We start from the raw sequence: 25,375 nt of genomic DNA on the forward strand, positions 1-25,375 counted from the left end.
TAGTAAATTTCTACTGAAAAAGGATATTTCGTTCTAATATTAGGCGAATTAGAGATTATTCAACTAAATTGTTATTTTTTGTGCTGCTTAAGATAGAATCAAAATGTGGTTTTGTGCTAGAATCGCGCCAGAAATTTTAACTAGAGCCAGTGAACCTTGATTTATCAAAAATAAATTAAGACTTTGCTGAAATACACTGAAATCAGTCGTTTTGTTAATTACCTGCGCTCATTGTTGTGATGTTTTGCAACAGAAAGTGCGGTTAAATAGCTCAAAAATTGATTTTGATTACTCCCATCAAAAGTAGTGCAAGTGTTTATGATTACAATAAAAAAAGGTCTGGATGTTCCTGTAGTAGGTGCCCCCCAGCAGGTAATCCATGATGGTCCGTCCATCAAAACTGTTGCAACATTAGGTGAAGAGTTCGTGGGTATGCGCCCAACCATGTTTGTTAAGGTTGGAGAAAGCGTTAAAAAAGGTCAGGCACTTTTTGAAGATAAAAAGAATCCTGGCGTTAAATTCACAGCTCAAACTTCAGGTGTTGTTAAAGAAATTAATCGTGGCGAAAAGCGCGTATTGCAATCAGTTGTCATCGAAATTGGTGGCAGTGAGCAAGAAACGTTTACTTGTTATGCAGCTAACGAACTCAACTCTATTGCGCGTGAAGATGTTGTTGCAAACCTAGTTAACTCAGGTTTGTGGACGGCATTACGTACACGTCCATTTAGTAAAGTTCCTGCGGTAGATGCCAAGCCTGTTGCCATATTTGTTAGCGCTATGGATACTAATCCATTGGCAGCAAACCCAGCACTAATTATTGCCGAGCAAAGTGCAGCATTTACTAACGGTTTAACTGTGCTTGCGCGCTTAACTGACGGTGAAGTTTTTGTCAGCAAAGCCCCAGGTAGTGATATTGCGGTTAATTCATCTGCCATTGTCAATGAATTTGCTGGAAAACATCCTGCGGGTCTGGTTGGCACACATATGCATTTTTTGAAGCCTGTTAGTGCTGATAAAGTTGCATGGCATGTGGGCTATCAAGATGTAATCGCGATGGGTAACTTATTTACTTCTGGTGAGCTCGACAGTAGTCGTATTATTTCTCTAGCCGGCCCTGCTGCAAAGAATCCTCGCTTGGTTCGTACAGTATTAGGTGCAAATATTGCAGAAATTATTGCTGATGAAAAGCGTGATGGCGAGTTACGTGTCGTTTCGGGCTCATTACTATTAGGCGCAATAGCTTCAGGCGTTAAAGGTTACTTAGGTCGCTATCATACGCAAATCTGTCTGATCCTTGAAGGTAGAGAAAAAGATTTTATTGGTTATATGTACCCGGGCCCCAATAAATTCTCAGTAACGCGTGCGTACATGTCACACTTCTTTCCTAAGAAGTTGTTTAACATGACAACTACAACTAATGGCAGTTCTCGAGCTATGGTGCCTATTGGTAATTTCGAACGTGTTATGCCGTTAGACATCTTACCCACATTGTTATTGCGTGATTTATGTGCCGGTGATACCGACAGAGCGCAACAGCTTGGTGCTTTAGAGCTTGATGAAGAAGATTTAGCCTTGTGTACGTTTGTTTGCCCAGGCAAAACAGATTACGGTGTGATCCTTCGTGATTGCCTAACCATAATTGAGAAGGAAGGTTAGTCATGGGCTTGAAAAAGTTTATTGAAGATATTGAACCGCAATTTGAAAAAGGCGGTAAATTTGAAACTTGGTATGCGCTTTACGAAGCGGTTGCAACAGGGCTATTTACACCTGGCCAAGTGAACAAAGGTCAAACTCACATTCGTGACAGCATTGATCTTAAACGTATTATGATCACAGTATGGCTAGCGGTTTTCCCTGCCATGTTCTGGGGTATGTATAATATTGGTTTTCAAGCGACTGACGCATTAGCGGCCGGTTACGCTTTACCTGATAATTGGCAAGTCGGTCTGTTTGAAATGTTTGGTGGTAGTTTATCTGCAGAATCTGGTTGGTTCAGCAAGATGTGTTACGGCGCTGTGTTCTTCTTACCTATCTATGTAACAGTATTTGTTGTTGGTGGTTTTTGGGAAGTGTTGTTTGCCTCAGTCCGCAAGCATGAAGTTAACGAAGGTTTCTTTGTTAGTTCAGTGCTTTTCTCGTTGATATTACCGGCAACTATTCCGTTATGGCAAGCTGCTATCGGTATTACCTTTGGTATTGTTATCGCCAAAGAAATATTTGGTGGTACAGGTAAAAACTTCTTAAACCCAGCATTAGCGGGTCGTGCGTTCTTATACTTTGCTTATCCGACTGATATCTCTGGTGGCTCTGTGTGGGTTGCTGTTGATGGTTACTCGAGTGCAACAACGCTAAGTGCAGCAAGCCAAGGCCTAAACGACTACACCATTGGTACTGATTGGTGGAATGCTTTCTTAGGCTATATCCCAGGCTCTGTTGGCGAGGTTTCTACGTTAATGGTTCTGCTTGGTGGTGCTTATATACTTTATAAAGGTATTGCCTCATGGCGGATTGTGTTGGGTGTGTTCACCGGTATGGTGTTAACGTCAATGCTATTTAATGCTATTGGTAGTGATAGCAATGCTATGTTTGCTATGCCTTGGTATTGGCACCTAGTCAGTGGTGGTTTCGCCTTTGGCATGATGTTTATGGCAACAGACCCAGTAACTGCAGCATTCACCAATAAAGGTAAATATTGGTACGGTGCAATGATTGGTTTGATGGTGGTACTGATACGTGTGGTTAACCCTGCATTTCCAGAAGGTATTATGTTAGCTATTTTATTTGCTAACTTGTTTGCTCCACTACTTGATTACTTTGTGGCTCAAGGAAATATCAAACGGAGGCTTGCTCGCAATGTCTGAGACTAAAAAGAAAGAAACTTTCCGCGGAACTGTTGGTTTCGTATTTATAATTTGCTTAGTTTGTGCTGCCTTAGTATCAATTGCGGCGGTTGGTTTAAAGCCCTTACAAACCGCCAATAAATTGCTTGATAAGCAAACTAAAATTCTTGAAGCATCTGGTTTATTAGCGATAGCGCTTAAAGCGGAAAATATTAAAGCTTTGGGTGGTGAATCTAAAAGTATCGTTGATACGTATGAAAAGTATGTTGATGCCAAAATGATTAGCTTAGCAACAGGTAAAGTTATTGAAGGTAATGTTAAAAGCTTTGATGAGCGTGCTGATGCGCGTGACGTCAACAAAAGCTCAAAGCCTGAAGATGATATCGCTGGTATAAATCGTCAAGCTGATAACGCCGTGGTTTATTTGATTAACGATGAGCAAGGTAAGGTATCAACGATAGTATTGCCTATTGTTGGCTCTGGTTTATGGGATCTAATGTACGGCTTTGTTGGTTTAGAGTCTGATTTAAATACCGTGAAAAGCGTTATTTATTCTGATTTAAAAGAAACGCCGGGCTTAGGTGCTGAAGTGCTTAACCCTAAGTGGAAAGCTTTGTGGCCAGGTAAAAAAATGTTTGACGAGCAAGGCAATATAGCGATTCAAATTGTTAAAGGTGGTGCCAAAGCTGGTAATGTTTACGGCGTAGACGCTCTTTCTGGTGCAACCTTGACCAGTAATGGTGTTGAAAATACATTGCATTTCTGGCTAGGCGAAGAGGGCTATGGCCCATTTATTACTAACTACCGCGCTGGAGGATTGAACTAATGGCTACTGATACTAAAAAAGTATTATTTGGACCTGTTGTTGATAATAACCCTATCGCATTACAAGTGTTGGGTGTTTGTTCTGCACTGGCAGTTACAAGCTCATTAGCGAATGCGTTGGTTATGACGCTTGCTGTAATGCTAGTAACAGGCTTTTCAAATTTATTTATTTCACTTATTCGTAATCAAATACCATCAAGTGTTCGTATCATAGTACAGATGGTGATTATTGCATCGTTGGTTATCTTGGTCGACCAAGTGTTAAAAGCGTTTTCTTATCAGCTATCAAAAGAGTTGTCGGTATTTATCGGACTAATCATTACTAACTGTATTGTGATGGGCCGTGCTGAAGCTTTTGCGATGAAAGAAAAGCCAGGGGTTAGCTTTTTAGATGGTATAGGTAATGGTTTAGGTTACGGTGCTGTGTTGATGGTTGTTGCTTTTTTCCGTGAACTATTTGGTTTTGGTACCTTGTTTGGTTTTGAAGTGTTTACTTTGGTGCAAAATGACGGTTGGTACCAAGGTAATGGCTTATTAGTTTTACCATTTAGTTCATTCTTCATCATTGGTTTAATTATCTGGGCAATTCGCCAGTTCAGGCCAGAACAAGTAGAGAAGGACTAAGTCATTATGGAACATTATTTAAGTATATTTGTTAAGGCTATATTTATTGAAAATATGGCATTAACCTTCTTCCTAGGTATGTGTACATTCTTAGCTGTTTCTAAGAAAGTTAGCACGGCGATAGGTCTGGGTGTTGCAGTGGTTGTTGTATTAGGCATTGCGGTACCGGTTAACCAAATCATTTATCAAGCGATTTTAGCGCCAGGTGCGTTAGATAGCGTCATGGGTATTACCGAGGCGAAAGACTCTATAGATTTAAGCTTTTTGTCTTTTATCACCTTTATTGGTGTGATTGCGGCCTTAGTACAAATTCTTGAAATGGTATTAGATAAATACTTTCCTGCGCTATACCAAGCGCTGGGTGTTTTCTTACCCTTGATTACTGTTAACTGTGCCATCTTTGGTGGTGTGTCGTTTATGGTAGCAAAAAACTTAACCTTAGGTGAAAGTGTTGTTTACGGCATTGGCTCAGGTGTTGGTTGGATGTTAGCAATAGTATTAATGGCGGGTATTCGTGAAAAGATGAAATACTCGGACGTACCTGATGGCTTAAAAGGTCTAGGTATTACGTTTATTTCTGCAGGATTGATGGCCTTTGGCTTTCTTTCTTTCGGTGGTATTTCACTTTAGGTTTATGTTGGTTTTAGCGAACACTTACTTGCGAGTAAATGACTTAGCTAAAACCCTTAGAGAAAATTAAAGGAAAGTCGATGGAAATTATTATTCTCGGCGTATCGATGTTTACTGTGATAGTGCTAGCCTTAGTTGTGGTGATTTTACTTGCCAAATCTAAGTTAGTTTCTTCAGGTGACGTTACGATTAGCATTAATGGTGACCCAGAAAAGTCGGTAGTAACACCGGCTGGTGGTAAGCTTTTAGGCGCACTTGCTGACCAAGGTATTTTTATACCTTCAGCTTGTGGTGGCGGTGGTACTTGTGGCCAGTGTCGTGTAGAAATACATTCAGGTGGTGGTGATCTGCTACCCACTGAATCAGGCCATATTAATAAGCGTGAAGCAAAAGAAGGTTGTCGTTTAGCCTGTCAAGTGGCTGTTAAGCAAGATATGGATATTGTGCTTGAAGATGAAATCTTTGGTGTTCAGCAATGGGAATGTGAAGTTATCTCTAACGATAACCAAGCAACTTTTATTAAAGAACTTAAGTTACAAATTCCAAATGGTGAGTCTGTACCTTTCCGCGCTGGTGGTTATATTCAAATTGAAGCACCTGTTCACCACGTAAAATACAGCGATTTTGATATCGATGAACAATACAAAGGTGACTGGAATCATTTTGGCTTTTTTGATGTAGAATCAAAAGTTGATGAGCCTACATTACGTGCTTATTCAATGGCTAACTATCCAGAAGAAGAAGGCATTATTATGCTGAACGTGCGTATAGCTACGCCACCTCCTGGGCGTTTACATTTGCCAGCAGGTAAAATGTCATCTTATATCTTCAGCTTAAAAGCGGGCGATAAAGTGACTATTTCAGGTCCATTTGGTGAGTTCTTTGCCAAAGAAGGCGAAAGTGAAATGGTCTTTATTGGCGGTGGTGCAGGTATGGCGCCTATGCGTTCTCATATCTTCGATCAACTTAAACGTTTGCACACTAAACGTAAAATATCATTTTGGTATGGTGCTCGTTCTAAGCGTGAAATGTTTTATGAAGATGATTATAACGGCCTTGCAGCTGAAAATGACAACTTCAATTGGCACGTTGCGTTATCCGATCCACAACCAGAAGATAACTGGGATGGCATGACAGGTTTTATTCATAACGTATTACATGAAAACTACTTGAAAGACCATGAAGCGCCAGAAGATTGTGAGTACTACATGTGTGGTCCTCCAATGATGAACGCTGCAGTTATTCATATGTTGAAAGATCTGGGTGTTGAAGATGAAAACATTATGTTAGATGATTTCGGTGGCTAATTAAGCTCGCGAATTCATTAAGTGAAAAGGCGGCCTAGGTCGCCTTTTTAATACCTACTATCTGTTAATTTTATCACTGAATTTATTTAGCTAAAACAAGCGGTGTTTTTCATTAATGACGCAGATTGCTTTAGCTAAATAAACTTTTATTGAGGATATTCTGATGCCATATAGTTTTAACCTAACCAAACACAAATTAGCCGCTAAGATATGGGTTATAACAAGCATTTTAGTTGTGCTAGGCGGCTGTTCACCGAGTAATGATTTTGCGCGTCAAGAATATTTGTTGCAAGGCAATACAATGGGCACCACCTATAATATTAAACTGGTGGGTCAGAACATCGACGCTGTTAAAATGCAGCAAGGCATTGATAAACAGTTAAAACAACTCAATCAGGAAATGTCGACTTATATTACAGATTCTGAATTATCAACATTTAATCAATCAAGGTCACTTACGCCAGTTAATGTCTCGACAGGCTTAGCTCGGGTAATTAAAGAAGCTATTCGCTTAGGAAAGCTAAGTAATGGTGCGCTTGATGTAACGTTAGGGCCATTAGTGAACTTATGGGGTTTTGGGCCAGAATATCGTCCTAAAACCATACCAAATAATGAATTATTAGCGGCAACCAAAGCACGAGTGGGTTTAGATAAGTTAGTATTTAAAAACGGCATGTTAAGTAAAAGTATTCCCGAACTTTATGTTGATTTGTCAACCATTGGTAAAGGTTATGGCGTTGATTTAGTCGCTGAGTTTGTCGAGGCGAATGGCATCAATAACTACCTCATTGAAATTGGCGGAGAGATGCGCCTTAAAGGTTTTAAACATACCGGTGAACTTTGGCATGTAGCGATTGAAAAGCCTTTAAGCACTGAGCGTGCTGTTCATCAAATCATAGTGCCAAAAGATAACGCGGTTGCTACTTCAGGTGACTACCGCATTTATTTTGAAGCTGATGGCCAACGATTTTCGCATATCATAGACCCAAAGACGGGCAAGCCGATTAATCATAAACTGGTTTCTGTGACGGTAATTCATCCATCATCAATGACTGCAGACGGTTTATCTACGGCAATGATGGTGATGGGTGAAGAAAAAGCGCTGGCGTTTGCAGAGGCTAATGACCTTGCGGTTTACCTTATTGAGAAAACTGATCATGGCTTTGTCGAGCAAAGCACGGTAAAATTCATGCAGTACCTTAAATAGGTTTGCAGGGTTTTATTTAAGTTACTGACGTTATTCTTGTTATGCAAAAGTTATTTTTATAATCAACTTAGTAAAAGTTTTATCAAATAGGTAGGCACTCATTATGGTTATTTTTTTAATCACCTTATGTTTTTTTCTTGTTATTGTTATGGCAATGGCAGTAGGTTATATATTTCAGAACAAAACGCTTGCCGGTAGTTGTGGTGGTTTAGCGAACGTTGGTATTGATAAGTCATGCAACTGTGATGATCCTTGTGAAAAGCGCCAAGAACGTGATCGTGTAGCGGCATTAACCATTGGTGACATCAGTGTGAAAAATATCTAGGCTGTTGGCGTAAGTAAAGTCTTTAGCGCACTGTGTTAGTAAATATTCAGCTTACATAAGATTATTTTAAAAAAAAGGTGAGTTTAGCTCACCTTTTTCTGTTTAGATTGGGTAGTACGACTAAAGCTATGGTTGTTTTTAGCCATCGAAGGTTCTTTGGTATTAGTAGACCTTTGTAGCTCGATATCAAGGCACGTGATGCTTAGTTAACGGTTAAAAATGTTAGAGGCAACATTAACTATGTGCCATTAACTCTTATCATTAACCATTCTAATAACTTAACTAAAACGCTTAAATAAGTCGTTCAATTAGCCAATAGGTAGCGATAATGGCAATCGTAATATTAAGCGATAGCACTAATCTTTTTTGATACCAAACTTTACTCCTCAAGGGATATAAACACATAAAAGCGAGGGCAATAACCGTCAGTTGTCCTAGTTCAACGCCAATGTTAAATGAGATTAAACTCAAGGTATATTGACTCTGCGCTAATCCCAGATCGCCTAATACCGAAGCAAAACCTAAACCATGTAACAAACCGAAAGTAAATATTATCGGTATGCGTGTATGACCAGTAGTATGTTTTTTTGCTTGATAAATATTTTCAACGCCTACTTAGACAATAGATAATGCAATGAGCGGCTCTATAATAGCGCTAGACAAGGTTATAACACCGTAAATACCTAAGGCAAGGGTAATGGTATGCGCTAGGGTAAATGCAGAGATTTACCATAGTAAAGTTGATCGACGTTTAGCAAAAAGTAAAAGGGCTAAAACAAAAAGAATATGATCTAAGCCCCGTGGCAGTATATGAACAAAACACCTGATAAATATAATCAGCGGCAAGTATTATTTTTGTAGGCACTATAGCGTTACTTGCCACTGAGTTGGTGTTGGCTAAACTGATTTTATAACGGTTACTTAGGGGTGCAGAACGGATTATTTGTTGCTGTGGTCGAATCACTTTCAGTACAATATCACCCAATAATGGCGAAAATCGCACTGCAACGTCATCTGCCCCTTGAGGAATATTTCCAGTTACGTTTAATTGCGCTTTATATTCTGTTAAGCCGGCTTGTTGAGATAATATTCGCTTTAAATGCTGTAATTGTAAGCCTTTAAAGGGGGCGATATTGTGTTTTAGGTTTTGTTCTATGTTGCCGTCAATGCTCCCTTCAATATTTTTATGCGTATTTATATCAGTAAAATGCAGACTAGTTTGCTGGCTCAAAATAACTTGCAGGTGTTCGAGTAGTTTTTTTTGTTCAACAAAGGAGTGCTGATTGAGTAAGCCAATCACCTTAGTGTCATCACCTGAGATTTCTAGATGTTTTTTTAATAAATGCAGCAAGTCCACCGTAACGACAAGCTGATAATGTTTATTGTTATCTAACGATAACGTCGCCTTATTAATATCATCACTATGGGCAGAGCTAGCGCATGCAAAAAATGCTGTCGTAAATAAAATAATAAAAATATAAAGTGTTTGCGTATGCAAAATAAAAACCTTTATGGTGATAAAAAATAGCGCTAAGCTATCGTATCTTTTATAAAATTAACAGTGATTTTAAAATGAAGGGTATACTTTTAAATATATATATCAGGACTTACCTCTTCTATAGTGATAGCTAGCGCTTATTAATTGACAAACATAACCCATTCGAAATACATTAGCGCAAAAGATCACATTGCAATAATCTGTCCTATTTATAGTTTTTATTTATAAAAACCTGATAGTCATTTTTCATCTGGCTGTCGAAAGTGTGTTGATGAAAGTTTGCAAGGTCGGTATACACAAAAATATTTTGAACGATTTCCAGAAAGAAAGAACTACAATGCTAAGCTTTATTACATTAAGTTCAGCTATAAAAAACAAAGTTTTTATAAAGTAGGCATCACAACAACTAGCATATCAGAAAGGTTTTCTTTGCTATCGAAGGCAGGTATACGACTAGATGTTTTAGGCGAATTAGAAACAACATTATACAACACTTTTATACTTGAGTTTAAATTGCAACGCGAACATGGTGATACATTCAGATACAGTCCTCAATTTCAAAATTTCACAGCAAGAGCTCTTCGTATTAGTCCAACGGAATGTTTTAAACAACCTTTACCAAAGCAGAAGATGGAATATTTTTTTTGGTAGTTATATGTAAACTTGAGTATTAGTATTTGGATGGAAATTTTTAGTCTTAGTTTCCTTATTGGCTCAAAGCGACCAAATAATCATCCTATAATTTACTATTGTTAATGTCAGCGCAGTATGGCCTAAGTGAACCTTAGGAAATCATTCAAAAAACATTATGAAATGATTGTGGACTTACGTCTGCTGTGTGCGTATTGCTGACATTCTAGTTAAAAGCCTTGCGATATATTTTCTAACGAATTAACTACTAGCGTAAACGATGTAATGCCTTTTTATATGGACGTCAGTAGGATTTTTCGAGGTGTGTTATTAAGATGTCTTAGTAACAGAGCATTTATTATAATAAACACTAAATAAAGCTATTTAACCATCTGAATTTAATGTTTTTTATTTATTTTTTATTCAGGGTATATTACTGAGAGGTCTCAGTAATATACCCTGATATACATATGATTTAGCATTACTAGTTTTTAATGCCTTAAAAGTATGGGATATTAATGCTAATTAAATTTTTTTATGGTGCGTGTGTACTGAGACGTATACATAATAAGCTGTTAGGCATACCAACAAGGAAGTCGTAAATTGAAATATTTAATTTTAATATCCATATTAGTTCTAAGCGGGTGTAGCTCTACATCTAAAGTCACCTCAAATACAGATATAGCAAGTATCATGAATTTGATAGCTTTAACTGAACATAAGGCACCTGATGGAATCAAAGGTACTTTTCAGCTTCCAATTAAAGCTTCAGGTAATCAAAGAGGTATTATTTACTTAAATACTGAAACAGATTACCGAGATAGAAGAAATGTTACGGTAGCGATTCATCCAAAATTAATTGATGCGTTTACGAAGAAATATGGTGAATCTCCTGATTCATACTTCATAAACAAAACTATTGAGGTAACAGGTGAGGCAAAGCGCATGAAAATTTCCATCTTTTCAAATGGAAAAATCACTAAAAAATATTATTTTCAAACACATGTAAGAGTTGCTTCATTAAATCAAATTAAAGTCTTGAGCTAAGTATGCCTAACAAGTAATTAAACAGGGATAAAAAACAGTTGGCTATTTTTGTTCCTCAACATTTTAGCCAACATTTTTTTGCCTGTTAATTGGGGGGTAGCAGTAAAGGTAAGCATGGACGATCTGACGAAGAATTTGGTAAGTAAATTAGCTCTAGTTGTTGGTTGCATCATAGCAATTTAGGACTTCGGTTTTAATTTAATTTTTCTATAGTTATCTCACTTGGCCTAGCTTTTACTGCTTCGTCACTGTTTGGAAAACCTTTGAAAGATGCAATTTAAAGTGGGCAGATAACCAAGCAGGAAATACAAAAGATGCTGTTTTTTTTCGCCTTATGTCTGGTGTTGGTTTTTTCATATTGCTTGCGGTTATACTCTATAATGTACTGCTAACAACATGCCCTGAGGTTGACAACTAGTAAAGTTTAGCTATTTATTGCAAATTTTAACAGCGGTGAACCTCTTCTTTTCAATACCACTACGTATGTTGATTCATCGTATGGTGTATGGCTTTTCCAGCACCTAAATACGCTCCTAATCCACTTAAAAGCGAGCGACCTGATAATACTGTTATATGGTTTTCCTTTGCTTTTTTGTTGTTGATAATAAGCCTTTGCCCAAAATTAATAATGTATCGAAAATCCTGCCCATTCAACGAAGGTTTGTCTTAAAAAGGTTGGGTAACTGTATCGCCAATGTGTCGATGTCTTTTTACCACTACTTTCAATAACCGGCGCAATTCCTGCGTATTTTTGTAAATCTGACGCATCGTCATAACGATCTCTACTGCTAACAAACGCAACGAGTAAGCGTGGTGAAAGTTGGGGATCTTCTCCTGGTCAACTATCAAAAATAACTTTGCCATGTTGTGCTTTATAGGCCAGTTTTATAGCTTTATCTAGTATCTCAATACCTTTTAATAACACTTTAAACTGTTTAATGAGCACTTCTATCAACATTTGATTTGGCTATTACACCTGAATCTTCAGTTAATGGCATAGCACTTTTATACCGGAAATACGCGCATCATTAACATGAATGTAATGTGAGTTATGGCGGTTAAAAAGTCTAAGAGGGTTTGTTTTTTTACTCTTTTAACTTTAGCAAGAGATGGCCATTTACAGATGAAGTCGCAAAAGATATATGTGTCTTTTGCTTTAAACCATTCATGTGCTTGCAGGTAATAGTTTTGTAATGTAACCGTTATTTTATTCGATAAGTCTCCACTGTCCTGTACCAAGATCCGGCGATATTCAACCAGCTGTGCTAGCGAGCATATAGCCGCTGATTCAGGCTCAATGATGGATAATTCATCGATATGCAGGGTGAGTATTTCAACTTGTAAAAATGCATCTGTGGGGTCATCTTTAGCACCACTTGGCGTGAAGGCTTTACGGAAATTAGCGACGGCTGAGGGGCGGTTTATAAACAAGACCAGATGATTGTATTTAGTGAGTGCATGAATAAGGGGGCCTTTTTTAAGTTCACAGGCAACCGCGATTTTCTGGTTGAGATAGCGTTTTTTAAGGCTCATTGCCCAGTCGTGTAATGCTTCTTGGCTGCTCTTAATAATAGAGTAGTGGTATTTTTTGGTATGAACTTAATGTTCACAGACATCATGTTTTTTATCTGCCCAATCAATACCAATCAATACCAATCAATACCAATTAAGGCAGCAAAATCATTAATGTTATATGCTTTCATTTTGCGGCCCCTGCTAGTAAAGTTACAGATGGAATGTGCTGAAATCTTTTTTCTCGCAGGTCTTATAGATAGTCGTGGTAGGCAATTCCTGAGCATGCGTTTTGAAATGAGTTGTTCTGTTGGCTCGAACGTCTTGTTAGACATATTGGATGTTTGCCATTCAATATTCATAACCAACAAAAGCATGTTCCACCTAATCTACTAATAAATTACTTTATGAAATTAAGTGGCTTGGTCGAAATATAAGCCATTCAAGCAGGACTTTTAACAGTTGGTTAGGTTCCGCTTGGCTTCACATTATAACCAACAATTAAAAGCCTCTTAATCGGGCGTTAGGATTTACTCAGTGGTCACATATCGCTTACAAATCATCCTATTGATTGTCCTTGTGACCGTCAGCTCTATAGCAGCGGCTCAAACAGATCGTGTCGCGGTGGATCAAGCAATTTATGGATTCGAAAAAGCTCTTCCTCAAGGCTGGAGGGTCATAGAGCGGCAATTGGATGCCGTCCCGTATGGCCATCACTTCTGCGACGACTATAGGGGGCCGAAAGGTACAAAACTCATAGTTATTGGGCCAGAGCCGGTTCAAGTTGTATGGACGTCTCTCTCGGGAGAGACAATATCAACAACTCTCGCAAAGGAATCGTTAGAACTTTGGTTTATGCCTTCGAATTATCGAGACAGTCAGGCGGCTTGGCTATGTTTACATCGTCCAATTCAGCCAGTCGCAATCCTTGAGGACCTTTCAGTTGTCATTTTTGGGCGCCCAAGTCATCAACTTAATTCAAAAACAGCATGGCTTGAATTGCTCACTAAAGCCCAAGCGATAAGTTGGCCGGAATCACCGGCGAATGACCGCTCCAAAATCTCTTGGTCTAATTGGGAGCAGGATATCCGCGTCGCCGTACAAAAATGGTTGCAAAAGTGAGGCCTAACCGCCAATCAACCCTAACGCACTAAGGTGCGCCAGTTACTGAGAAGGTTATCGATAAAAAACCTAATCGGAAGTGTTAGTATTTTTAAAAGTAAATTTTTTGTATGTGGCATGAGTGATCGAAGAGGTTAAATCTAGTAAACACAAAATGTAGTGGTCGGTTGGGCTAAGTGGATAGCCCTTTTTTATACACAGTGTCTGATGAGTGCTATTTGATGGTGAGAAAAATAATACACATAGATATGGATGCATTCTTCGTTTCTGTCGAAATTAGAGATAATCCATTACTCGCTGATAAACCAGTCGCTGTCGGTGGAAGCGCAACTGGCAGAGGTGTGCTATCTACTTGTAATTACATAGCTAGAAAGTTTGGTATTCATTCGGCTATGGCTACAAGTGTCGCTATGCGTAAATGCCCTGATTTAGTCATCGTTAATGGACGAATGGATGTTTATAAATCTGTTAGTGACCATTTAAGGCAGATATTCGCAAGATATACTGACATTATTGAGCCACTATCATTAGATGAAGCATATCTCGATGTGACGAATTGTGAATTATTTGAGGGTTCAGCTACATTAATAGCTAAAGATATCCGAAAGACTATATTTAATGAGCTTCAGCTAACAGCATCGGCAGGAATTGCGCCACTGAAATTCTTAGCCAAAATAGCCAGTGACGAAAATAAACCCGATGGTCAGTTTGTGATTACACCGTCTCAAGTCAACGATTTCATTTATTCGCTGCCACTAAAAAAAATATCAGGTGTTGGCAAAGTTACTTTTGAGAAACTAAAAACTTTCAACTTGGAATATGGGCGAGATATACAGGCAGTTGATAAATCCATGCTCATTGAAAATTTTGGCAAGTTCGGTCATACACTATACCAACGATGTGCTGGCATAGATGATAGAGATATTGAAACCATGCGGATAAGAAAATCGGTTGGTGTAGAGCGTACTTTTTCTGATGACATTGATAGCATTGAAATACTTACAGCTATTGTGATTGATAAACTAATCCCCGAATTAAAAAGACGATCTGACAAACATCTGCAAACAAGAAATATCAGCACAATTGGAGTTAAAGTTAAATTTGCTGATTTTCATCAAACGACAAGAGATTTTTCTCATACTAGCTTTGATAACGATATTTTTTTGCAACTATTGTCAGAAGCAGTTGCGAGGGGGGACGGGAAAAAAGTCAGACTAGTTGGTATACACATGGGTCTGAGCGATGTTGATATTTTAGAAAATAATGATATGCAGCAACTCACTTTTTTGTTCTGAATTAATCACAATAACAGACAATCCAAAATACAAAATTGCACACTAAGAAGTGTTTTTTTTGTTAATTTATTGTTGTACTCTTTGTTGCGTTTAAACAGTATCATGCTAGGGGGAAGTGATCTATGTAGTGTCAAATAGAGTAAAATAATCCATACCAACTAATACTAACGGCAATTGAATGGCAGAAGTTTAAAGCTATTAATAGGATTTAACCTATGCTTTGAATTCTCAAGTCTTAATCATATTAAAAATGGCAGAAAATTATGTTAAAAAAACTTTTAGTGGTACCTACTACAATTTTTAGCGTTTTAGTGAGTGCAGTCGTGAGTACATTATTGAGTGCTTCAATGCACGCGCAAGAAATGGCCGATGCCGATATAACTGTGCAATCCGCTGCAGGTGGTGTTTATATGTTGCAAGGCCCAGGGGGTAATATTGGCGTGTTAGCCACAGAACAAGGTTTGCTATTAGTTGATGATAAATTTGCCCCATTAGCTGAAAAAATTGAAGCTGCAATGAAAGGCATTGAGGATAAAGCACTTAAATATATCATCAATACGCATTATCACGGCGACCATACTGGCAGTAATCAGTTTTTCTCACATAAAGCGCCAATTTTTGCCCATGAAAATGTTCGCAGCCGGTTGAGCAGCAAAACCGACCATGCAGTAGAAAGTTTACCGGTGGTAACCTACAAAGATGGTATTACTATTTATTTAGCTGACGAAGAAATTCAGCTAACACATTTACCGAGCGGCCATACTGACGGCGATACCTATGTTTACTTTAAAAAAGCGAACGTATTACATACCGGTGACTTATTTTTTGAAATTGGCTTTCCTTATATCGACTTAGAAAGTGGTGGTAGTGTTAAAGGCTATTTAGCCAATGTTAAGTACATGCTTAAAAACACACCTGACGATGTGGTGATCATTCCAGGCCATGGCAAGTTAACCGACAAGAGCGATATGCTAGCCTTTGCGACAATGATGGAGTTTAGTATTAATAAAGTGTCTGCGGCACTTGCTGTAGGAAAATCTGAACAGCAAATACTTAACGAAGGTATGGGTGAAAAATATCAGCATTTGTCTTGGGCATTTATTACTGAAGAGAAGTGGCTGAAAACCTTAGTTGCTGACTTAAAGTAATAGTTTGCTGAGTCAAAGTTCAAAGTAAGAGGTGAGTCATAATCGTTGGCTGTGTGAAGACTAAGTCCAACAAAACAAAACTCAGCCAACCGACTATAGATAGTTTACCTATAAAGGGCTTTTTAGTAGCCCTTTTTTTATGCCTAGAATTTACAGAATATAGGGCATGTTGCGGTTACATAGCCATTACTCAATGATCATTATCTTTGCATCTAACGCCTTATCGAACTTAACTTTTGTGCTGAAGTTGCTCAAACATGAAAGTAAAAAATAAGATGATTTCTTAAAATAAATTTAGGTTACTTAAGCTTGCTTTAAGATTTGAGTAATAGAATGACATTATGAACTTTTCAGGAGATAGTTATAATGTTAAACACAATTTCAAGCCATCAAGTACACGAGATAACTTCAACTGAAAAATATCAAGATTATTCAGTTGATTTGACATCGCCTGAGCCGTTGTCAAATAAGACTACGCCAAAGCCATACTCACCAAGTACCCATTCAGCAAGTGCCCACTTAACAAGTAATAATTCACTTGTTAAGCAAAAGTTTAATTTTGATATTCAAGTTGCTGCATTGGGCAGTAAGCAAAGAAGCGAGATTGAGCAATTTATCAAACAAGGTTTTTTCAAGAGCTATCAGGCGAAAGTTTCAGTGACTATGCCTCATTTGTTGGCACTGTGTAATGGTACTTATAAAGCGGCTTTAGGCATCCGAAGTGGTCAGGACAATTTATTTATTGAGCAATACCTTTTTGGTGCCATTGAGCAGCAACCCGTGTTTGTAAAAAATAATATCAACAGAAAAGATATTGTCGAAATAGGACATCTTTTTAGTAACAATCAAGGGTTCACTCTGCCGTTATTTATGATCACAGCCGTTTCTTTGTTTTATTTAAACTATAAATACATGGTGTTTTCAGGTACAGAAAAGGTGGTTGATTTAATGGCTAAATCAGGTGTGCATTGCACTCACCTTGGTGATGCTTACCAGAATAAAATTCAAACATCGACTGATAATTGGGGCAGTTATTATGCCACTAATCCAAAGGTTATTGCTGTGTCGTTATCCAATGTTATCGCTTTGATAGGCCGACTGCCAAGGTATCAAGCAATGTTTAAGTCACTTGATAAACAAATTGCTCAAACATGTCAGCAACTAAGTTAAAAACTTTTAATTTATATGATTAATAAAAAGGTATTACCATGAAAAAATTCACATTATTGACACTCCTTTATTGTCTTGTAAGTAACGTTTACGCCAATAATATCAGTGAGCTTAATTTTGATGACGCACTACTCACTTTACAGCAACAGTGGGTAGAAGCTAATTATGTTAAAACTCAAAAGGCACAAAAAAACGATTTTACCGAGTTACAACAAGCATCAAAAAAACTAACGGTTGAATTCCCTAACCATGCCGAAGCTTGGATTTGGCATGGTATTGTACAATCTAGTTTTGCGGGGGCAAAAGGTGGCTTGGGAGCACTTTCTTTAGCCGATGATGCTAAAAGTGCTTTTGAAAAGGCTTTATCTCTGGATGAAACCGCCTTACAAGGCTCTGCTCACACCAGTTTAGGTATTCTTTACCTTAAAGTACCTGGCTGGCCACTTAGTTTTGGTGATAACGACAAATCTGAACAACATCTTAAAGCCGCTGTAAAAATGAATCCTACGGGGATTGATATTAACTATTTTTTAGCTGAATTTTATCTTGAACAAGACCAGTATGAAAAAGCAAAAGAGCACTTATTATTAGCACAAGCGGCTCCACAGCGCGTTAACCGAGCCAGTGCTGATAAATTTAGACAGCAAGAAGTGTTAGTTTTACTTGCCAAAGTGAATGAAAGTATAGCAAAACATTAATTCTAATCGCTAAACATGATTTTAACCGCTTGAAAAACAATGCTTTCAAGCTTTTTTTTATGCAAGATAAGTGAGAGGCGCTAATGCCATGGCGACGCTTCAGCGTCTCATAAGTTGCTCCAGCATTACCCGAATAACTAACAGCCATGTAAAATATGCCTGTACAACATAAGTGCTGCGATGGACCTTCAGGGCGAGGAACAAGGAGATAATATGTTGCAAAGTAATGGCTTACCAGCTTATGAGTCAATGAACTGTTGACGTATCGCGAAATGCTAGTTTGTATTAAGTGTAGAAGCCAAATAAAGCTAGAAACACATTTTTCAATGTAGCCTATTTATGCCGTTAAGCTTAAGTAGGCTTTTATAAACAAAGTGGGAAACGAAATAGTCAATGATCTATCATCGTGATTAATTAGCTCGCCCTAGTATATTTTTCGAAGTTAACTATAGTTGGAAACTGGCAACAATATTTCAGTAATATATTTCATAAAATATATAGCCGTTTACCGGCATTTAGACGAGCTTCGCTATCACACAACAGACCCTTTTCTAGTCGTAAAATCGACTTGAGCATAGAACGTTTTAATATAAAAGCTGACGTTAGTTCTTGTTTATCGACCGGCAACTAATCTGACACAACGGTCATCAGTCTAATGGTTTTAACGATCACTAATACCACAACGCCAACTTCATTTAGACCTGAACTTATCTTAATAAATAGGTCTGCTTTGCCACTTGAACTCCAGCACCCAAGCGGTTATTCAGGTGATTTTATAGGCATGACTGCAAAGTGCCATTATCTATTGGTTCAACACTATGACTTTTAAACGCTAATAGCTAAGATCAATTTTATCGTGTGTAACGAAACTTTTAACACAAAGTGGACTAAAACTTTGACTTAAAAATCATCCCAATAATCGTTCACAAAAACACTAAAGAAGACAGTAACAATATTCCTTTTTTCAGTCTAAATTTAAATTATTTTATTGGTGAAGGTATCCGAAAAGGAGATGAACGTAATTACTGAGGAGGTGCGGTGACTTGTTCTCCCTACTTTTTACACAAGCGTTATAAAAACAGCTCAACATGAAACTTTTTTATCACGAAGTTCTTAACGTATGACCCCGGAGGCTTTGATTACTAATTTGCAATAAGGATCTCTCACTGAAAATAATATTATTAGTCGACTGTTTATTAAAACACTTATAATCTAAACGAATATTGATAATGCCCGCTTTGTCGGAGCAATCGCCGTTAGATCAATATGAGCTAAGGTTAGCTATCGTATCAAAGCGCTCATTAGACAGTATGATTTTAACTGACGAATTAAGACGGCTTTGTGGCATGAGTGATCCTTAGGTGATTACCTTAACCAAGATGATGATGTTCCGCTGCCAAGGTTCTTTTGGTGGCAATAATGACGGTTAGCTCCATCTCACTGTGGGGGCACACACAAGTCGCTTTATAAAGTATTGCTCATTTAACCCTAAATAAGTTGCCATATTTACTGAGCCACTACATTAACCTTTTGCGGCAAGTCGTCCAGGATCATATCGGATACTTCTAATCGGTACGCTCTTAGTAAATCATGATGGAGCCATGGCCTTGAGATTCAGCAAAATATAATCGTGTCCGAACGATATACTCGCGGCCTTTATGTAAGCGAACCCTGATCTTTGCGTTATAGTCGTAGCCGCTATCATCATCCCCTTCCATGTATTCCTGTACCCCATCTCTTATTTCGAATAGCACCATGACGGTATCCATTTGCCCAAATGTCTGGAGGGTATGCTTTCTGCTAATTGTTGGCTTAATAATGAAATCTACTTGTTCTCCAGCAACAATGGTGAAGCGTTGAGATTCAAAGGCACGAAGTTCAGGGAATTGCTTTTCTTGTGGTGGGTATAACAACCGAATAGTTTTTATATCAAGGTCTGAAAGGCCACTTTCTGGAATAAGAGCCTTATCTTTATATTCGGTGGGTTCTTTGATAAGACCAGCGGCAAATTGATAATGCATGATGGAATTTTTATCCCAATCCGAACCATCAACTGTATTGGCTGGTATTTTACGGATGATATTCCAGTGAGTTTGCTCTCTTGACCAATTATTTGGCGGCGCGCTAAGGCTGGCATAGACTTTTTCTTCATCCCAAACAATCCCCGCGCGAGGGTTCTGATGTTCGTGAGGGAAACCGAGTACATGACCTAGTTCATGTAAGGCGGTATCTCTGCCATAGGTGGTAGTTAAATCCCAGCCAAAATTAACGGTGCGCTTACTAGGGTCATCCGCATATTTAATACAGTCTCTGCCAACATATGACCATGATCCGTCAGATTGATCGAAACCTATTTTTATCGTGGCATTATCCGCGGAGTTTACTTCTCGGAAATTTAAACCCATGCCGAGTTTTTTCCATGTATCAAAAGCTTCTTTTACAGCCTGTTCCTGAGTACTACCGCCGCGCCACTGCGCAGGCTCTTTGAAGAAGAAGTAAGTTAATTCTGTTCCATTTACCCACATATTAGACATCAGGGATATCAGTCGGGCTCGATTACCATCGGTTATATGGCTAAGATCGCGGTCTTGAACTTCTGGAAGTGAACAGTTCAGAGCTTTATGCTCATCACTACAGTCATGCTTTACTTTAGATGTGGTATCCATTTTAAAACTCCCTTTACTGTTAATTAGTCCACAGACTACAAACTTCCCGAGGAGATTTTTTCAGGCACTAACTACTTTGGTTGTGCTTATGTTAGTTGTTGTCATACATCCACCCTTAACTTACCCTCGTAAATATCAGCTTTAATTTGCAGCCGATTAAGGATATTCGACAGGAAAAACTCATCTTCGGGCGTGAAATTTGGCAAGCGATTATTCTTGGCAAGATATTCAATGAATAATTTCCATTGTTCAGGCTCTTTGCAGGCGGGCGCTAGGATAGAAATCAGCGCCGCAGTTTTTTGACTTTCGCTAAGATCATTAGATTTAGCACTACTCTTCATGCTCTTAACCGCAAAGAAAATAGAAATAATCAAGCTTGTTAATGAAATAATAATGGCAACCCAACCTTCCATGATTTTGTCCTTAACTGTTATCAGATAATAGTGTGTTATTAGTGCCTAGGCTCAAACAAGGCTAATAGTTAAATATTATAGACTATTTTTTAAGCAGTGGAGTTAGTGAGTTAAATCTATTGCTCAATATTTATCTAGTAGGAAAAGGTAAATAAATCACAAGAATTTAACTGCGATCAACTTAGTAACAAGTATTTTTGTAGAAGATTAGTCAGTAGTAGACCTTACAATATTTAATAATATAGCTTTATCAAAACGCTCAATTTGGTGGCATCGCTAGTGTTCTCAGATGGGTTCGAATAGGCAGCTTTAAGCCATGAAGCAGACGTTAGAATTAACGAGTGGCTAGAGGCCACTATAAAACACAGAAAGTAATGATTAACTCTAATACAGCTAATCATTAAATACATTAAATCTAAGGTTTAATTTTAGCGTTCAGTTGACCTAAAGAGCGACCAATAGCTGGCTTGTACTTAGCGCATAGCATGGTCAGCTGCCAATGTTAGTTGATTTTTCTTATTTAGTGTTTTCATCTTCATGTAGAGGTTTCCCACTTTCTTCGACTACTACATTAAGGCTAAAGTTAGAGAAAAATCACACTGAACTACTATTGGCATATTTTTTTATAATAGGTAATTGTTTTATAATTGATTGACTAACAAGTGAGGGAAATAATTGGTTGATGCGAACAAAAAGCTTTTCTGGCCAACCTATGTAGCGCTCTTCACTTGATTGCATGATCAAGGTGAGTAATGCTTTAGCCACAGTTTCGGCTGAATCGACAGCGCTATTTAGTTCAGCATTTAATTTCTCTACCTCACTACTATTTAAACTCGTTTGAGTGGCGCGTGGTGCAAGATATTTAACTCGGATATTACTATCAGCTAGTTCTCTTGATAAGGTTTGGCTAAAGCCTCTTAAAGCAAATTTACTGGCACAATAAGCCGTATAGCCAGGAAAACCTATGCTGCCATAAGTAGAGCCAATATTGATTATTTGTGCTTTTTTACACTGTTTAAGTAAGGGTAATAACCCTTGGGTTAATTGCATGGGGGCGATAGTGTTAGTGGTAATAATATCACTTATGTCACTTTCGCTAGCTTGTTCAAATAACTTAAATTGACTTACCCCAGCATTGTTGATCAATACATTAACTTCAAATGGCAATAAAGCTAATTGTGCAATTAAGTGAGCACGTTGTGCTGGCTGTAAAATGTCTACTACAAAGGTAACCACTGAGTTTTTGACCTCTGGATTGGCAGCCAATAATTCGGCTTTTAATTGCGCTAGTTTCGCTTGATTGCGACCGACTAACACCAAATTAGCGCCAGAGCTAAACAATAGTCGGCTAAACGCTTGCCCAATGCCTCCGGTTGCGCCAGTAAGTAAAATATTATTATTGGTCATGGTGTTGCTGAATTTATTGGTCATTTGCAGAGCCTCTGGTCATGCGGTTTATAACATGAGCTAAAAATATTATTTAACGTGTTTTGTAAAAAATTAAGGCTTAGTAACCCATGCCAATAAAAAGTGCTCTGTCGCTTAAGTTGCCAGTAATAGCTCTGCGACCATGCAATACGCGTTTATTGTTAATAAGAACTATATCGCCATCTTGCCACTGAATTTCTTGAGTATATTTTTCAGCAAGCTCAGCGGTTTTTTTCATTAACTCTTCACTCACTGGCTGACCATTAGCAAAGCTATAATTGGGTTTTTCATAATTAAAAGACGGCCCTAACAGTGCGTTGGCAAAGGCGAATTGCTCAGTTTGGCTTTTTATTTTGAACACTGCTTTGCCCACTTCTTGGTTAGCAAGGCGCTTAATGGGTAAACAAGGCTGAATATCTAATGCGTAATCTAAACTATCATCAGGGTTTATTTTCCCGCTTTGATGTTGATTAATTGCGATAAAATCAGCTAAATGTTTTTCAGTCACCTCAGCCAGACAGTTAACTTTTGGGTGTTGATTAACCACATACTGGCGCCAAAGGTGGGAAGGTAAACGTCGTGAAACAGTTACCGTTTGCTGCCATGCTTGTTGTAACTGTGCCGACATATTTTGAAAAAGTTCAGCGCCGTCGCACAAGGTCGTTTGAGAACCCTGTTTAGCGCTTTTTTCACTATAAAAAGCTACCAAGTTAGGTGGGAAAGGCGTATTACCATTTTCTATATGTAAACCTACAGCAGCTATACCCGCATTAACTTTTTGGCTAGATTTATCAGCAAATTCACGTGCGGGATCAAAGGTTAGCTCATGACAAAACTGTTTTAATAATTCACTAAATTTTGGCAAGCTAGCATCAAACCCACGCAGTAATACCCAGCCGTTATCATTTAACTTTTGTTTAGCTTGGTTAACCACTTCAAGTTCATTTAGCGCTGTGTTGGTGGTAGCCGAAATAATATTTTTCATACTGATGTCCTAATAATAAATACGGTTAAATCATGAATAAAGTGCAGCAAGTTTGTCTTCATAGACCAATGCAATATTTTCTCTTTTTATACGTCCGTTACTGGTAAGCGTATTGGACTGAGTACTAAAAGGGACATCAGCTAGCAACCAATGATGAATTTTCGCATAATCGGGTAAGCTTTTATTACACTCATCAATAGCGTTTTGTATCGCGAGCATATTTTTATTACTGGCAACCACTACCGCTGACAAAGTAGGACGCGCTTCGCCAAAAACCGCTACTTGCGCAATAGTCGACGACGAGGTTAAGCTAGCCTCCACCCATTCAGGAGCAATGTTACGACCAAAACTACTGACAATAGTGTTCTTTTTTCTACCTGACACATAGATGAAACCATCAGCATCGATATAGCCTAAATCACCGGTATGAATTTGTTCAGGTACTGGCTTTAATTCACCTAAATACCCTAGCATTGCCTGACCATCAATAATGATCTCGCCATCGGCAGCAATACTGACCTGTACATGAGGTAGTGCTTTACCAACACTACCTATTTTATTTTGTTGGAGTAAATTAAGGCTGACCACCGAACAACACTCTGATAAACCATAGCCTTCATAAACAGGTAGCCCAAGAGCTATGGCTTGTTGCAAAATAATTGGCGATGTTTTTCCTCCACCAAGCGCGATAAACTGTAAGCTGGCGCATTGAGCTAAAACTTCTGTATTTGCTGCATGCACTAAGTATTTTAATATTTGTGGTAATAAAATAACGCTGCCAACCTGATGCAAAGCAATTTTGTTGACTAATTTTTCTATATCGAATTCAACATTAGAGACAAAACCTAGCGTGGCTAATGGCGCTGTTATTACCGCGCCACCTCGAAGTAGGCACATATATACCCCAGCAATATTCTCTAATAATGTCGCTAACGGCATAACGCATAAATGATCTGATACGGGCAGTTGAACCATTGAGGCTTCAATGCCTTCACACACAGCCGCAATGTTCGCACTGGATAAACAAACCCCTTTAGGCGCTCCGGTAGAGCCTGAGGTATAAGTAATTTTAGTCACGGCATTGATATCGTTAATCGCCTGAGTTTCACCATCAAAGCGGTAATCGCCCGATAGAGGCAATAGCAGGGTGTCAGTAAGTGGTAAAAGCTTAGCTGCGGCGTTATTCGCAGCAGTAAAACCTAAGTGCTCGTTAGTGCTAAGTGCCAGTGTTAAAGCTTGCTTGGTTATAATGGCGTCTAGTTGTGCACTTTTCGCTAAATGTCCAACTTGGGCTGGCGTAAAAAATAGTGGAATGGGCACCAAGGTAATGCCTAAGCTAGCGGCAGCCAAATCACAGATAATCCACTCTGAGCAGTTATCCATATACAGCCCAAGGCACTGCACTTTTGCTTGGGTAAAAGCCGCGGCTACACTCGCTATTTTTTGCCATAATTGCTGATTAGAAATGAGGTCTTGATGATCACCCACATCGGTAACTAAAGCCGTTTGATGAGGAAAAAAATCAGCGCGCGAGCGTAATACTTGAAACAGCTTTTGCATAATACTTCCTTTTTAATGAATCCATTAGGATTTGATTAAAGCAAGTATCTATAACAAACCTTAACGCAGTCTTAAGCGTGAGATAAATTTCTCAACATAAAGAGTAAAATTATACTTTGGGTTTTATGCGCTTTATGTATTGCTAGCTATTGGCTTCGCAGGTAAGTCCAACAAGTCCAACAAGTGCAAAAGGGGCTGTTAATTATCTAGTTCTGTGACGGGCGTTTGCTGGCTAAGCGCGTTATTCAGTTAACTCCTATGCAGCAGTAATATTGATTCTATCCTATGCATAATGGTAAATATTTAACGTTTTAATACTAGGTTGTCCAGTGCTAATATTTGCCTTATATCAGGTCTATTTAAAGGTAATAATTAAATAGTTAATTAACTAAAGCATTGATTTAAAGTGTTTTTTTAGGTTAGGTTAGGTTAGGTTAGGTTGGTG

General features: G+C 38.4%; 21 protein-coding genes and 2 pseudogenes. 14 read left to right on the top strand and 9 right to left on the bottom strand.

Translation table 11 applies throughout. From position 1 onward, the window contains the following. Nucleotides 1-318: 318 nt before the first annotated feature. From H4J46_RS11220 to nqrM, 8 genes are all read left to right on the top strand, one after another. On the top strand, nt 319-1,656 hold the full coding sequence (locus H4J46_RS11220) for a Na(+)-translocating NADH-quinone reductase subunit A (protein ID WP_182233576.1): 1,338 nt from the start codon (nt 319-321) through the stop codon (nt 1,654-1,656). Between the two features lie 2 nt (nt 1,657-1,658). Beyond that, a complete protein-coding gene (locus tag H4J46_RS11225; RefSeq protein WP_182233577.1) occupies nt 1,659-2,861 on the top strand; it encodes an NADH:ubiquinone reductase (Na(+)-transporting) subunit B in 1,203 nt (400 codons plus the stop codon). Beyond that, a complete protein-coding gene (locus H4J46_RS11230) occupies nt 2,854-3,666 on the top strand; it encodes a Na(+)-translocating NADH-quinone reductase subunit C (protein WP_182233578.1) in 813 nt (270 codons plus the stop codon). Before H4J46_RS11225 ends, H4J46_RS11230 begins: the two co-directional genes overlap by 8 nt. Next, nucleotides 3,666-4,289 (top strand): NADH:ubiquinone reductase (Na(+)-transporting) subunit D, encoded by a 624-nt coding sequence (locus H4J46_RS11235; RefSeq protein WP_182233579.1) that lies wholly within the window; start codon nt 3,666-3,668, stop codon nt 4,287-4,289. The genes H4J46_RS11230 and H4J46_RS11235 overlap by 1 nt, the downstream gene beginning before the upstream one ends. Nucleotides 4,290-4,295: 6 nt before the next feature. Then, complete coding sequence (gene nqrE / locus H4J46_RS11240; protein WP_182233580.1) at nt 4,296-4,919, top strand: NADH:ubiquinone reductase (Na(+)-transporting) subunit E; 624 nt, start codon at nt 4,296-4,298, stop codon at nt 4,917-4,919. Nucleotides 4,920-4,999: 80 nt separating this feature from the next. Beyond that, entirely contained in the window at nt 5,000-6,226 is a 1,227-nt protein-coding gene (nqrF, locus tag H4J46_RS11245) for an NADH:ubiquinone reductase (Na(+)-transporting) subunit F (RefSeq protein WP_182233581.1), read from the top strand. A 163-nt stretch (nt 6,227-6,389) separates the two neighbouring features. Next, on the top strand, nt 6,390-7,433 hold the full coding sequence (locus H4J46_RS11250) for an FAD:protein FMN transferase (protein WP_182233582.1): 1,044 nt from the start codon (nt 6,390-6,392) through the stop codon (nt 7,431-7,433). A 103-nt stretch (nt 7,434-7,536) separates the two neighbouring features. Further along, nucleotides 7,537-7,758 (top strand): (Na+)-NQR maturation NqrM, encoded by a 222-nt coding sequence (nqrM, locus tag H4J46_RS11255; RefSeq protein WP_182135079.1) that lies wholly within the window; start codon nt 7,537-7,539, stop codon nt 7,756-7,758. A gap of 291 nt (nt 7,759-8,049) precedes the next feature. Here nqrM and H4J46_RS16930 read toward each other — a convergent pair. Both H4J46_RS16930 and H4J46_RS11265 read right to left on the bottom strand, forming a co-directional pair. Next, nucleotides 8,050-8,484 (bottom strand): annotated as a pseudogene (locus tag H4J46_RS16930) (HupE/UreJ family protein). 25 nt (nt 8,485-8,509) lie between these two features. Then, complete coding sequence (locus tag H4J46_RS11265; RefSeq protein ID WP_182233583.1) at nt 8,510-9,256, bottom strand: hypothetical protein; 747 nt, start codon at nt 9,254-9,256, stop codon at nt 8,510-8,512. 1,233 nt (nt 9,257-10,489) lie between these two features. Between H4J46_RS11265 and H4J46_RS11270 the strand changes: the two genes are divergently transcribed. Beyond that, nucleotides 10,490-10,933: a hypothetical protein gene (locus H4J46_RS11270; RefSeq protein ID WP_182233584.1), complete on the top strand. Its 444-nt coding sequence runs from the start codon at nt 10,490-10,492 to the stop codon at nt 10,931-10,933. A 622-nt stretch (nt 10,934-11,555) separates the two neighbouring features. Here H4J46_RS11270 and H4J46_RS17260 read toward each other — a convergent pair. Continuing rightward, nucleotides 11,556-11,711 (bottom strand): annotated as a pseudogene (locus H4J46_RS17260) (transposase); the annotation flags it as partial. Nucleotides 11,712-11,938: 227 nt separating this feature from the next. Beyond that, entirely contained in the window at nt 11,939-12,466 is a 528-nt protein-coding gene (locus H4J46_RS17265) for an IS110 family transposase (RefSeq protein ID WP_259365801.1), read from the bottom strand. An 834-nt stretch (nt 12,467-13,300) separates the two neighbouring features. On the opposite strand from H4J46_RS17265, the gene H4J46_RS11280 reads away from it, so the two are divergent. The 5 genes from H4J46_RS11280 (at nt 13,301) to H4J46_RS11300 (ending at nt 17,878) form a co-directional block, all read left to right on the top strand. Continuing rightward, nucleotides 13,301-13,567, top strand: a complete 267-nt coding sequence (locus H4J46_RS11280; RefSeq protein WP_182233585.1) for a hypothetical protein — start codon at nt 13,301-13,303, stop codon at nt 13,565-13,567. A gap of 224 nt (nt 13,568-13,791) precedes the next feature. Next, the gene (dinB, locus tag H4J46_RS11285) at nt 13,792-14,862 is read left to right on the top strand and encodes a DNA polymerase IV (protein ID WP_404851788.1); all 1,071 of its coding nucleotides are present in this window, start codon (nt 13,792-13,794) and stop codon (nt 14,860-14,862) included. A 263-nt stretch (nt 14,863-15,125) separates the two neighbouring features. After that, the gene (locus H4J46_RS11290; RefSeq protein ID WP_182233586.1) at nt 15,126-16,010 is read left to right on the top strand and encodes an MBL fold metallo-hydrolase; all 885 of its coding nucleotides are present in this window, start codon (nt 15,126-15,128) and stop codon (nt 16,008-16,010) included. Nucleotides 16,011-16,376: 366 nt separating this feature from the next. Continuing rightward, nucleotides 16,377-17,180 carry a thermostable hemolysin gene (locus H4J46_RS11295; protein ID WP_182233587.1) on the top strand — a complete coding sequence of 268 codons (804 nt, stop codon included), beginning with the start codon at nt 16,377-16,379 and terminating at the stop codon, nt 17,178-17,180. A 38-nt stretch (nt 17,181-17,218) separates the two neighbouring features. Beyond that, nucleotides 17,219-17,878, top strand: a complete 660-nt coding sequence (locus H4J46_RS11300; protein ID WP_182233588.1) for a tetratricopeptide repeat protein — start codon at nt 17,219-17,221, stop codon at nt 17,876-17,878. Between the two features lie 1,580 nt (nt 17,879-19,458). On the opposite strand, the gene H4J46_RS11305 is transcribed toward H4J46_RS11300, so the two are convergent. From H4J46_RS11305 to H4J46_RS11325, 5 genes are all read right to left on the bottom strand, one after another. Next, nucleotides 19,459-20,544, bottom strand: a complete 1,086-nt coding sequence (locus H4J46_RS11305) for a M12 family metallopeptidase (RefSeq protein WP_182233589.1) — start codon at nt 20,542-20,544, stop codon at nt 19,459-19,461. Nucleotides 20,545-20,645: 101 nt separating this feature from the next. Continuing rightward, complete coding sequence (locus tag H4J46_RS11310) at nt 20,646-20,957, bottom strand: hypothetical protein (protein ID WP_182233590.1); 312 nt, start codon at nt 20,955-20,957, stop codon at nt 20,646-20,648. A gap of 594 nt (nt 20,958-21,551) precedes the next feature. Further along, nucleotides 21,552-22,388, bottom strand: coding sequence for an SDR family oxidoreductase (locus H4J46_RS11315; protein ID WP_220463003.1), 837 nt, complete (start codon nt 22,386-22,388; stop codon nt 21,552-21,554). A 76-nt stretch (nt 22,389-22,464) separates the two neighbouring features. Next, nucleotides 22,465-23,370: a TauD/TfdA family dioxygenase gene (locus H4J46_RS11320; protein WP_182233591.1), complete on the bottom strand. Its 906-nt coding sequence runs from the start codon at nt 23,368-23,370 to the stop codon at nt 22,465-22,467. A 30-nt stretch (nt 23,371-23,400) separates the two neighbouring features. Beyond that, complete coding sequence (locus H4J46_RS11325) at nt 23,401-24,930, bottom strand: AMP-binding protein (RefSeq protein ID WP_182233592.1); 1,530 nt, start codon at nt 24,928-24,930, stop codon at nt 23,401-23,403. Nucleotides 24,931-25,375: the final 445 nt, after the last annotated feature.

The sequence above is a fragment of the Colwellia sp. MB02u-6 genome, from assembly GCF_014077095.1.
Lineage (GTDB): Bacteria > Pseudomonadota > Gammaproteobacteria > Enterobacterales > Alteromonadaceae > Cognaticolwellia.